This window comes from Mesorhizobium sp. dw_380 (genome assembly GCF_018588885.1).
In the GTDB taxonomy this organism is placed as follows: Bacteria; Pseudomonadota; Alphaproteobacteria; order Rhizobiales; family Rhizobiaceae; genus Mesorhizobium.
Genome location: NZ_JAFFIW010000074.1, coordinates 1 through 10,881 on the forward strand (window position 1 = coordinate 1; position 10,881 = coordinate 10,881).

The following is a 10,881-nucleotide window of genomic DNA, read 5'->3' on the forward strand; positions in this document are numbered from 1 at the left end:
CCGCCGGCCCGGCCCGCGAGCAATATGTAGCCTCAGACTTATAGTCTCGGACCGGCCCGGCCGGAGGCAACCGACTGGCAAAATCATCGTTTAGGGCCATTCCAATCTTATGATGCACTATGAAATCCTTGCGCATGAACAGCCCACTTTCGTTCTCGCCATCGCCATTGATACGGCCGCGCCCTTTGCCGGCCTGGCCTGGCGCTTCGGATGGTGAAAGACCGATGAGCCGTTTTTTACCGCTCACCATCCGTTTCGTCGGCAGCGGCACCAGGTGGTCACCACGATCGCCGAGGCCAAGAAGGCGCTCGACGGCACCTGGAAGAACAAGGAGGCGCCGGCCTATCTCGAAGCGGTCCGGCTGGTGGACGACACGATAACGGGCACCTGCCGGCCGGCGATCGCCTTTGCCGCGTTTAAGAAGGTCGCCGCGCAACAAGGCCTCTTGAAATCTACCCGGCCCAGCGCCGCGCTCACCACGCTGGACCAGCTGTGGTCGCGCTCCAAGATGCCGCCCGGCTGGATTCCTATCTCGGCTCGCGCGTCATGCTGAGGTAAGTCGGATCGAACTCTGCGATCTCTACCAGCCGCTCCCAGTCGAGGATCGTGATCATATGGCTTGTCCAATTGATCACGTTCATGCGGCGCAGCGTGCCGATCACCCGGTTCACGTGAACCACGGAAAGGCCGAGCACATCGGCGAGCTGGGCCTGCGAGAGCGGCAGATGGAAGCTCATGTCGCGGGTCTTCTTGACCACCTGCAGCCTGACGAACAGCTCACAGATCAGATGTGCCAGATGGGACGTCTTGGAGCGGCGGCCCATGGCCACGATCCACTCGCGATGGATGGCGCCGTCGACCAGCGTGTCTAGCCACAAAAGCCGGGTGAGATGCGGCGCCTGTTCAGTAATCATCTTGAGCTTGCCATGCTCGGCCGCGGCCACGTGGCAGGGCGACAGCGCGACGATGCCGTGGTCCATGGTTTTGAGCAGGAAGGCATGCAGGTCGACGAAATCGCCCGCGACCTGCAGCGAGGTGAACTGGCGCCCGCCGTCCTCTAGCACTTTATAGCGGGCGGCAAGCCCGTCGATGATCAGTGTGCTGTAAGTCGGCCTGGTTCCCTCCGAAACGATGTCCTCGCCGACGCCGACATATTTCTCGATCGATAAGGTGGTGGTGAGAAGGGCCTTCTCCTCGTCCGAAAGGGCGTCATGCTGGCCGAGGTTGAGATAAAGCGATTCCAGCATCCGGCGTCCTCCATTCGCAATCGCTAACGCAGCAGACCGAGGCTGGTTGCAGGCAGCCTGTGACGCAAGAGCCGGCGCAGAGCAGATTTTCCCTCGGGGTCAGCCGCTTGGAACCATGATCGCGCTGGCGAATTGAACGTCGGAATTGCCGGGGTGCCGATGGAACGTTTCTATTTCGACCTCTACAACAGCGAACATACCCAGAGGGATGCGCAAGGCCAGCGCTTTGCCAATCGCGAGCGCGCCGGCATGGAAGCGCTGCGCATCCTGCACGACGTCGCCCGCGACGAAATGCCGGGTGGCAGGCATCTGACGATCACAGTGAAGGTTCTGGACGAAAACGTGACCAGATCTTCGAGGCGTCGTTGACACTGGATTCCGCCTGGAGCAGAGGCGGTCGGCACTTTCCGGACGCCAGCAAGATCGACACCGGCGCAGCAAGAATCTTCGCCCGCCGCGCCGGCAACGGGCCCGGTCTGCTTTTGCTGCACGGCTTTCCGCAGACGCATCTGATGTGGCGCGACGTGGCGCCCAGCCTGGCGCGGGATTTCACCGTCGTCTGCGCCGATTTGCGGGATTATGGGGGCAAAGCTCCTGTCCGCCTTCGACCGCCGATCATGCGCCCTATGCCAAGCGCGTCATGGCCGCCGACTTTGTGGTGCTGATGGAGACGTTTGGCTTCAAGCGCTTCCTGGTCGCCGGCCATGATCGCGGCAGGCGTATCGCCTAGTCAATCGAGACCACCTTCGTAAGCGCACGCCGCCTTCATGTAGCGGTCTCCCGCTACCGCCTTAAATCAACTGCTCGACCTAGTCGGTTCGGTGATCCGGCGGCCTCTGCAACTCAAACCGGTCGCCCCATGCCCGGCCATCTGCCGCTCCGCTCGATAGCCAACGTGACCTGATCATGCCGCCTGGTGATCTGCGGCGCGGTAAATCCCATAGCCGACCTTGATCAGCAGGCCCTCGTTGCACATGCGGGTTAGGTAGCGACGGGGAATGCCGATGTTCGTGAGGTCGCGCGTTCGCACCACCCCTCGCTCTCGGGCGAGCGCGACCGCCCGTTGCCTGAGGGAAGGTTTTGGACCGCCGGTCAATTGGATGCGCTCGGCGCGCTCGCGATCACGCTTACGCACCTTGGTGGAGAGCTGCGGCGCAGGTTTGAAAGGGATCGGCAGCTCATAGTTCGCAGCTTCGTCCGGCCCGGGGAGCCAGTGTCACATCAAACTGCGAACCCCGCATGTGGCCGCCTGCGCTCCATAGTCCCTATAGCTGCGACGAGCGTCTGGAAAGCCTTTAATTCGATCGCCTAATTCCAATTCGTCGACTCCCACGTCGAACCAAAGCACGAACGCGTGGAGGGGATGGTGCCGGACATCGCCCTCCTCATTTCCGGCTGGCCCGGTCGACTGACCTTGCGCACTTTGTTGGCAGTCGATCCGATTTCCATCCAGGCATATCCGCTGTTTCTACTCCCTCGTTCAGCGGCTTCTATTTCTGAAGCGGTCAATATCGTCGGAAGAAGAGCCGTCCGAAAAGGGCTGTCGGCGGCTCGGTCGGCCGCACCTCGACGTGGCTGACCCGAAGCGGACGTCAGAGCGGTCAGCTCTGACGTAGACTGGAGAGTTGAACCAATGGTGCCTTAGCTATTCGCGGAGATCGAAGGCAATGGAAGCCCAAAGCGATCGCAACGGTCACGATAGCCTCGGTTAGCTTTTCATCTGTTTCCAGCGAATGTGGTGCAGCTTCCCGGGTTTGATTCATGCCGCTTTGACCGAAACGATGTTGCCACGAACCGCACTTTGGAGGAGTACGACAGCCACCTGTTTCGCCGTAAGACCTGAGCCGACGCTATGGATTGTCGTGCGATGCACTCTCAAAGGCCGCTAACGACATCCAATCATCATCCTCCGCGTGAACGAAAACAATCAGATGTTCGAGACCGTGTCGAATTGGCTGTCGGATTGGTTGATGAATTGTCGTGGCGAGAGCCTAAGTATCACCCCGCTGTTCCCGGTCGCGACAGTTTAGAAGGTCGACCAGATCGTCGGCCTCCTCGATAGGCATGTCGATCAAAGGGACGCCCACTTCCATCACCGGCAGCCCGGTGAATACGTCGACGATATCCCACGTGCCTTCAGGGGTCTTCTTTATGTCATAACGCTGGGGCATGGGGCGGCTATTTAGGGCAAGTCAGAATGTTTGCTAGTAATCTCTGAGCGGGACATCGGATAACCGGCTCGCGCGAACCCCCTGCCCCATTCGTTTCCCTCAGGTGCCGGTTTGCACAGCCTTGCTATGTGCCCTTGGCAACGTCCTCGATCAGTTCCGCTATTAAGGTGCGGAACCGTAAGTCGGACCTATCCCCTATGTCTCCCACATCTTTAGTCACGATCCCCGGCGAAGACACCGACACCGCCCCGCTAATCCCAACGCTGACCGTGAAGGTTCTTGTAGGCGCCTTCTCCGATTCTCGCTTCCTGTAGATTTGGAAGCGAACAGTTGGTGTTGAGGCTTTGACGTGCCGGCGTGGCGCGGTGTCGATGTCGATAGTCACCTCACCCGCCACGTCAGCCTTGGCCGCCTCCAATGATGCTATCACGATGTCGTTAAGCCAAGCCTTTGCTTCCTCGCTGAAGTCCGCCATGGGTGCTTCTCGCTCCGCCGCCTCCACATTCCCGACGGGCTCCTCCTGCTGACGGCGAGCTTCCTTCCCGCGCTCAAGGGCCTCTTTGAACTTAGACATCCTAGTTGCCTCCGATTTTGCGCAATAGCCACCCGTCAGATCGGTTATGGCCCTCCTATTCAGTAGAACGCGCGCTATCGGCGTACGTTGCGTTAGCGGAGCCGTTGAGTTTGCGCTACCATGGTAGCATTAGAAATCATACATAAGCGTTGGGGTGAGACAGCCCGCGACGGCCAGTGCTGGTACTCGGGGCACGTCCAGCGATGATCAACCCACAATTAAGCCTAATGGCTTACCTGGGAATCCTGCAACGAGGTCCAATAAATTTGCACGCCAAGGCGTTCATTCCTGCGCCATCGCACCACCGCACGATAGCCTCCGGCTGACCCTTTGCGCCTGAGTACCGGGCGGGAGCCACAGTGCTGGCTGCTTGTATGGACGTGGACGTTGGAAAGTCTGCTCGTCCGCCTGCCTATCCTTCGGCTTTGAAGTTCTTGGCTTCCTTCTCCACCTTGGGACTGTCCGTGCCGTGCGTTTTCATGAGCTCCTTCGCCTGCCGCGGCGACACGTCGGTGGTCTCGGCCAAACGCTGTGCTTTCTTATCTTTGCTCTTGGTCTTGTCCTTTCTGGCCGTCATGGTTTTTTCAGCTCCGTTGCAGCTTGTCCGTGATCGTTCTCGATGTGCGGTGTGATGCCTTGAGCCTCGGCTCCGACAACAATCAACGACCCTGCGCCCGGCAGGTTCCCCTTTGGCAAACGGCTAACGGTGAAGTCTTTTGCGGAGCTTCGGGTGGGACCCGGTGCCAAAGTTCCCGACCGTTCCTCGCTTCACGTCCATATGCGTGCTGATTGCATCAACTGGTGGGTCAGTAGGACTCATCGCTTCACTCTCACCAGGACGGGGACTCAAGGCATGAAGTCTCACTGGGCTCAGGAACATCTTAGCTCCGTGGAATGTTTCCGTCACCGCGATCAAAATGAGCGATAGAAGGCGCGAGCAGTCTGCGGGCGAAGTCACTGGCAGCGGCGACACCACGCAGCAAAACTGGGACTAGCGCCCGCTGTTCGTCCTTGGAACATACCCCCTATCACCCGATAGGTAGAAGCGGCCAACGGCAGCCTGAGTCCACTAGCCGAGGACTTGGGTGCACGTCGATGCGGCAGGCCTAATTCACCATTCATTTACGATATTAGCGCAGGCTGACGTTCGGACATGGTGGTGTAGCTCGTGCATGGCCTGAGCCCCGGTGCAGACCCAAGCGCCGGGGCTTTTCCATCCCCTACGGCTGGGTAGATCGAATAAGCAGCCGCGCTTCCCGCAATAGCGATGACAAGCTGCCGCCGCTGCTATCCCCTTCATCGCAACGAAGGACGACATGCTCGATCATCCGCAAGTATCTTGTCGCATGGAAACCTTGATCGTGTCGGCAAAAGAGATTGGCGCAGTGCTGAGGGGCTTCTGATGGCCCGGCGGAGCAATGAGGAAGGCGCGCCGTGAGCGAGCAATTCAAATGCGGAAGCCGCGCCAACGGTGTCCCGACCTTCATGGCTGACACCTTTGATCATTGGGAGATGCGGCGGGGACCGCACTTGCTCCTATTGCGGATCACTGGTTACCAGCAAAGGCGCCAGGAAGATCAGCGTTGACTTCGGCCAAGGGAATGGTGGTGAAGGCGTAGACGCTGAGCACGCCCGAGGCTATGCTGGCCAGGCGCGGGCCTGCACGGCCCATGGCCGCTTCATACGCCAGAAATCGCGCCAGCGCTCGCCCGCCGGGCGGGTAAAAAACAGGAAGAAGCCGGCAAACAAGGTCGCGAAGAAGTCGATCTCGAAGACGGTGAACTGCCCGCCAAGGCTCTTGATAACCGCGTCGCTGCCCGAATAGCTTGCGTAGGCGATCAGGGCGAGCAGAACTCCGTTCGGTTTTTTCATTCCGGAGAGAGAGTAGCGTGAAAATACTGGCGCTCGGTGCGCATCCGGACGACATCGAGATCTTCATGTTCGGTACGATGGTCGCCTATGCGGCGCAAGGCGCAGAACTCACTTTTGCCGTGGCCACGGATGGTGCCAGGGGCGGCAAGAGCGACCCCGCGGTCCTCGCTCGTCTCCGCCGCGAGGAAGCGACGGCGGCGGCCGCGCTGCTTGGCGCGACGCCGCGCTTCCTCGACTTTCCCGACGGCGAACTGATGGCCGACGCCGCGCTGATCGGCGCGCTGAAAACGCTGATACGCGAGACCCGACCGAACCTGGTGATCACGCACGCGCCCAACGACTATCATGCCGATCATCGCGCGCTGTCGGACGGCGTGCGTATTGCGGCCTCTTTCGGGGTTCCCGTGCTGTATGCCGACACGATGGGCGGCACCGGGTTTTCACCAACGCACTACGTCGACATCTCCGCCCACCGGGATATCAAAACCCAGGCGATCCGCGCGCACCGGTCGCAGCGGCCGGAGCAATATGTCGACAGGGCCCGCATCCAGAACGAATTCCGTGCCGGCCAATGCAACGGCCTCCCCGGTTCACTGGCCGAGGCCTTCCGCTTCGAGCCGACATTCCCCTTCGCTGACATACGCGCCTTGTTGCCGCCTCCGCCGCCTCTGCGGCCGGTAGCGCCGAACACGAGCGAGGCTGGCTGAGCGACTGCCGGCGGTCATTTCCCAACAATTTCAATAACCCGTTTCGGCGACGCCATGTTTAGGCCCCTGAGGAGGGGGGAAGAGGGTTTTGAAACCGTCATCCGGGCGCGTTTCGCAAATTAGGACGATTTCCTCGCGATCCTCGAAGCCTATGCCAATGGCGACGCGGGCTATTATTTCGACCCAACCAAAAGCGCTATGCCAACCGCTCAGGCGTCGGCAACCCATGGGAGGGCGGGATCAAGCTGGCACGCAGATCAGACGCCCGGTCCTCGTTGGGGTCGGCTGCGACGTCGTCGAGGGCGGTTCGTGGTTGAAGACGGGAAGCTGTTTACATTTGGTCCCGCGACTGGCGGCTTGAGGCAGCTCTTCTCGTTTTGTCTCGCCTTCGTAGAGAACATGCCGCCAAGTTGCAGGAACTGAACGTCGAATACCACCCTAAGGCAATCTTCGGCGTCGGCACGGCAGAATTGGCGGGGCCGGAGCTTACGGAAGAAGTCAAAGCTTTCGGCGACGGAGCCAGGACAGATAGTCCGAGGATAGTTCCCAGAACTGAGCCAGACCGGATTTGCTGACTGTAAATAGCCGACAGCACATCGACCACTGCACATGACCTCGGAGCATTTCGTGGAGCGGTATTTCTACAACTCCGGCCAACCGATAGGTAATGCGACCAAACCCCATAGTGGCTGATGGGATATGCTGGTGAACATCTGCGAGGGAGCGGTCAATGCCGTCGGTGCATATAAAGCGTTCTCGGAGGCTCTTTCGGGAGAACAAAAATGGAAGAGAAGGAGAACATTCGTGTGCGGTTTGCACACGATCTTCCATAACTACCTGATTTTGCCCGCCTATCGTCCACATCCATCAATGCCTCGATGGCACGGCGAACGCTTCGGGAATGCGAACACCGGCACGACATAGAGCCAGTTGCGCCGCCACCTCTGCGATCGCCGGACAACGTTAGCCCCAATAGCCGGCGTCGAGGGCATCGAGCGCGGCCAGCGTGGCAGCACAGAGGCGTACGAATATCGGGTGCGCATTGCCTGACGAACGACACCTCGATCGTTGGCTGAAGTATTTTGCGAGCAACTACTCGGCGCGTGAGCAGACAGAGTATCAGGTAGGATTGTTCCGTCAGAAACGCGGAGTCGTCAGAACTTCACGCTGAGGTCGACCTTGGCGCCATTGTCGACGCTGCCGCCGCCGAACTGCCCTGAATAGGACAAGCCGAGCGTGGCGTTGGAGGCAAGCGACAGGTCGAAGCCGGCCTCGACCAGGGCGCTGTCCCTTGCGATCGGCACACCGGCGATGGTGAATTGATCGCCGCCAGCAAAGGCGAAACTGGAGGTCGGCGTGACGTCGCCGAAGGCATGGCGCCAGCCGAGCATGCCGCGCGCGGTGGCGTTGATGCCGCCGAGTGCAAAGTCGGTCGAGCCGCGCAGGCCGAGCGTGGTGAAGGTGGCATCGGTGGTCGAGCCGGCGCTGGTCAGCGCTGCGGCACCACCGGTTTCGGTGAAGCCGTCGGTGTGCACGCTGACATAGGCAAGGTTGGCGAATGGCTCGAACTTGAAGGTGCTGCTGGTCTCGGCCTTGTAGGCGAGTTCGCCGAACACTTGCGCGGTGCCGGCATCGTAGTCGGCCGACAATCCATCGGTGAACCCGTTGAAGGCGACGGAGCGATGTGTCGACAGGCTGCTCCAACTGTAGGCGGCGCCGCTGCGGAAAGCGATGGCACCCCAATTGGTGCCGCCATAGAGGCCGAGATGGTAATTGTCGGCCTTGCCTGATGAGTTGCGATCGTCAGCGTTAAAAGAGGAATGGCTGTAGCCGCCGAGAACACCGACGCGCCAGCCGCCGACCAGCGTGTCGGCGCCGGCCAGCAGGCCGCCGGTCGAGCGGTCGAAGGCGGCGGCATTGCCGTCGCTGTCGGTCTTGCCCCAGGAGCCGCCAGCGCCAGCTACCTTGGTCTGCTGGGCGATGATGGCGGTGTTGCTGGTGGAGGTGACATCGCCCGCGTTCACCGTGACATTGCCGTCGGTCGCCAGCGCGAAGATGCCGTTGCCGTTGGTCACGGTGACCGGGCCGACCGTGGTGACCGTGGTCGAGCCAGAGCCGAAGTTCTCAGCGTCGATGCCGAAGCGGGCGTCGAGCGAGCCGTTGGCGGTCACGTCGATGTTGCCGCTCGCCGAAATCCGGCCTCGGCGTCAAGGATAGCGACGAGGCATTCTCACTTGGTGTGACAGTGATGAAGCCGGCCGAACCGGAAGAAGTTGTTCGCCTCTTCAGAGAGCTGATCGCCGGTCAGCAACCGAGGATGACCGGGTAGCTGCACCCTTTGGTGTGGCGCTTGCGGACTTACGTGGGGGGCCGGCATGAGGTGCGTGGCGATGTCCGTTTCTTCCGTTGCCCGCCGTTGCTCGGGTCTCTGTTTTCTGGTTCCTTTTGGCAGCGCGGAGACAAAGGGCGCGCATTTCCTCGACTTCGGCCTCGGTGAGATGCTCGATTCCGATGAAATCATTCTTTCCGCGGCCCGCCCTGATCAGTTCGTCAAGTTTGGCCTGTATGGCCGCTCCATCCCGATTCTGTATGTTTTGAATCAGGAATACCATGAGGAAGGTGATGATCGTAGTGCCGGTGTTGATAATGAGCTGCCACGTCTCGGAGTACTGAAACCTAGGCCCCAGGGCGGCCCACAGGATAACGGAGGCGACGCAGAGGGCGAAAGCCCAAGGTCTTCCGGTGGCGCGGGCGACGGCCCCGGCCATTCTGGTGAACGATCGTTCCAATAAGCCCTCTTGCATGGGAACCCTGACGATCATCAAGGCGCCGGATAGGCGGGAAGGCCTTCCTAAGCCGCTTCAGCGCACCATGCGGACCTGGGCCTCTGAACTTGGCCTGACCGTGGACGTTGCCAAGTCGAGGACCTTCTTTGTTGGTTCCATGCGATAACTCCTCCAGTGCCAGACGGTTCCGGCAAGCCCGTGGCGCCAAAATGAGCGGACCTGCGCCACGGCGAAGGCGTAGGGCGGACTCTTGCACGCCGCCACTTTCGGCGTCGACCAGGACACTCCTCGCGAGCTGTCGGCCGCTGGTACGGAGGTTGGATGCGGTGCGCGAGGAGTGCAGGCGATCGGCTCAACTGAAGGTTGGCGACGTTCATGGACTTCTATCTTTCACGTACGCCCCAGGCTGCCTGCCCCCCTTCGGGGCCTTGGCGTCCTTAGAGTGCTCGGCGATCGATGGGCCGGCCCCCGAGGTCTTCTGCGGTGCCGGGGACGGTGTTGCTTGTTTTGTTGAGGGCCGCTTAGCGGCTTTGGGATCAGCATCGGGACGCGCCATGGTCATGACTCTCCGTTGAGGACGCTGAATAACTTTCCGCACAGGCCAAGGTTCCAGACGCGCCGGTGTGCATGCCCGGTACGAGGGCAAGCACTGGCCTTCCTCGTGAAGGCCCTTGTCGCGGCTGAACTCCAGGGCACAGGTGTTCGCGTACAGGCACCTTGTCCTGCGATCGTCAGGACAGAATGCCATGACATCGATGGCAAGCCGGTCCTCAGGCCAATGTACCAGTGATGGATCCGGCGGATGTCGTCAAGGCATCCTTGGCCAGCCTCCGGCAGGGAGACACGATTTGCATCCCGGCATTGGAGGAAAGGGACAAGCTCTCCGCCGTCGCGGACGCAAATCGCGCCCTGTTCGATGCCGGTCGCGGGGCCGAACTCGCGTCTCGCTATCGCTGAAGCGAAGCGCGATCAACCAACGTTGCCAGATCCGACCGTCCCTCGACGCTGACGGCACTTGCCAGTCTCTCTCGCGATCATTCCCTTGATGAGGTTCAACACCATGCCGACATTGCCGGGCCTCTTTGGCGGCGTGGCGCCTTCCGGCCACTCATGACGGAAATGAAGCAGGCGTAGAAGAAGTAAGGCCTTTCCAGCGCGGCGGTCGCGCCTCTGGCCATCGTGCTGCCCACGATCTGCAGTCAGCGTCGTATCGACGATTTGGTCGAAAGTTCGCCTCTATGTTGGCGCAGCCGAACACCTCCGTCGTTGGCGAGGTCGTGGTCTGCCACGTCGCGACATTTCTCATCCAATGGTGGGTTGGGGGCAGGCCACACACGAGCAATCCATAATTCCGGACTGGTAAACTCCGTGGAACGCCAGATATTCCGGACGCCACAACAAATTCCGGTCTGCCCTTTTATGCGCCGAGCACAAAAGGAGAACATGGCGTAGCGGCTTATTTGTTTTCGACGTCAACAGCTCTGGCTCCGTTCGGCGACCGACGGGCTTGTGAATGGCTGGACG

The 10,881-nt window shown here is 60.6% G+C and carries 11 protein-coding genes and 2 pseudogenes; 4 read left to right on the forward strand and 9 right to left on the reverse strand.

The window, feature by feature from the left end; translation table 11 throughout:
* A partial coding sequence (locus JT360_RS32020) for a hypothetical protein (protein WP_214477254.1) occupies positions 1 to 271 on the reverse strand: 271 nt, incomplete at its 3' end.
* A gap of 3 nt (positions 272 to 274) precedes the next feature.
* Here JT360_RS32020 and JT360_RS32025 point away from each other — a divergent pair.
* On the forward strand, positions 275 to 553 hold the full coding sequence (locus JT360_RS32025; protein WP_352128921.1) for a DUF982 domain-containing protein: 279 nt from the start codon (positions 275 to 277) through the stop codon (positions 551 to 553).
* On the opposite strand, the gene JT360_RS32030 is transcribed toward JT360_RS32025, so the two are convergent.
* A complete protein-coding gene (locus JT360_RS32030) occupies positions 528 to 1,247 on the reverse strand; it encodes a Crp/Fnr family transcriptional regulator (protein ID WP_214477256.1) in 720 nt (239 codons plus the stop codon). The genes JT360_RS32025 and JT360_RS32030 overlap by 26 nt on opposite strands.
* A gap of 159 nt (positions 1,248 to 1,406) precedes the next feature.
* On the opposite strand from JT360_RS32030, the gene JT360_RS32035 reads away from it, so the two are divergent.
* Positions 1,407 to 1,616: a DUF6894 family protein gene (locus JT360_RS32035; RefSeq protein WP_214477258.1), complete on the forward strand. Its 210-nt coding sequence runs from the start codon at positions 1,407 to 1,409 to the stop codon at positions 1,614 to 1,616.
* A gap of 53 nt (positions 1,617 to 1,669) precedes the next feature.
* A pseudogene (locus JT360_RS32040) lies at positions 1,670 to 1,974 on the forward strand (alpha/beta fold hydrolase); the annotation flags it as partial.
* Positions 1,975 to 2,151: 177 nt separating this feature from the next.
* Here the strand turns inward: JT360_RS32040 and JT360_RS32045 are convergent.
* The 5 genes and pseudogenes from JT360_RS32045 to JT360_RS32065 all read right to left on the reverse strand — a co-directional run.
* Positions 2,152 to 2,382, reverse strand: coding sequence for a type IV toxin-antitoxin system AbiEi family antitoxin domain-containing protein (locus tag JT360_RS32045; protein ID WP_214477260.1), 231 nt, complete (start codon positions 2,380 to 2,382; stop codon positions 2,152 to 2,154).
* Positions 2,383 to 3,238: 856 nt separating this feature from the next.
* Entirely contained in the window at positions 3,239 to 3,418 is a 180-nt protein-coding gene (locus JT360_RS32050) for a hypothetical protein (protein WP_214477262.1), read from the reverse strand.
* A gap of 124 nt (positions 3,419 to 3,542) precedes the next feature.
* On the reverse strand, positions 3,543 to 3,992 hold the full coding sequence (locus JT360_RS32055; RefSeq protein ID WP_214477264.1) for a hypothetical protein: 450 nt from the start codon (positions 3,990 to 3,992) through the stop codon (positions 3,543 to 3,545).
* A gap of 412 nt (positions 3,993 to 4,404) precedes the next feature.
* Complete coding sequence (locus JT360_RS32060) at positions 4,405 to 4,569, reverse strand: hypothetical protein (protein ID WP_214477266.1); 165 nt, start codon at positions 4,567 to 4,569, stop codon at positions 4,405 to 4,407.
* A 974-nt stretch (positions 4,570 to 5,543) separates the two neighbouring features.
* Positions 5,544 to 5,864, reverse strand: a pseudogene (locus JT360_RS32065) (DMT family transporter); the annotation flags it as partial.
* Between the two features lie 17 nt (positions 5,865 to 5,881).
* Between JT360_RS32065 and JT360_RS32070 the strand changes: the two are divergent.
* The gene (locus JT360_RS32070; protein WP_214477268.1) at positions 5,882 to 6,571 is read left to right on the forward strand and encodes a PIG-L deacetylase family protein; all 690 of its coding nucleotides are present in this window, start codon (positions 5,882 to 5,884) and stop codon (positions 6,569 to 6,571) included.
* A 1,154-nt stretch (positions 6,572 to 7,725) separates the two neighbouring features.
* Here JT360_RS32070 and JT360_RS32075 read toward each other — a convergent pair.
* Positions 7,726 to 8,742, reverse strand: a complete 1,017-nt coding sequence (locus tag JT360_RS32075; RefSeq protein WP_352128926.1) for an autotransporter outer membrane beta-barrel domain-containing protein — start codon at positions 8,740 to 8,742, stop codon at positions 7,726 to 7,728.
* Between the two features lie 114 nt (positions 8,743 to 8,856).
* Positions 8,857 to 9,375 carry a low affinity iron permease family protein gene (locus tag JT360_RS32080; RefSeq protein ID WP_214477270.1) on the reverse strand — a complete coding sequence of 173 codons (519 nt, stop codon included), beginning with the start codon at positions 9,373 to 9,375 and terminating at the stop codon, positions 8,857 to 8,859.
* Between the last annotated feature and the right edge of the window lie 1,506 nt (positions 9,376 to 10,881).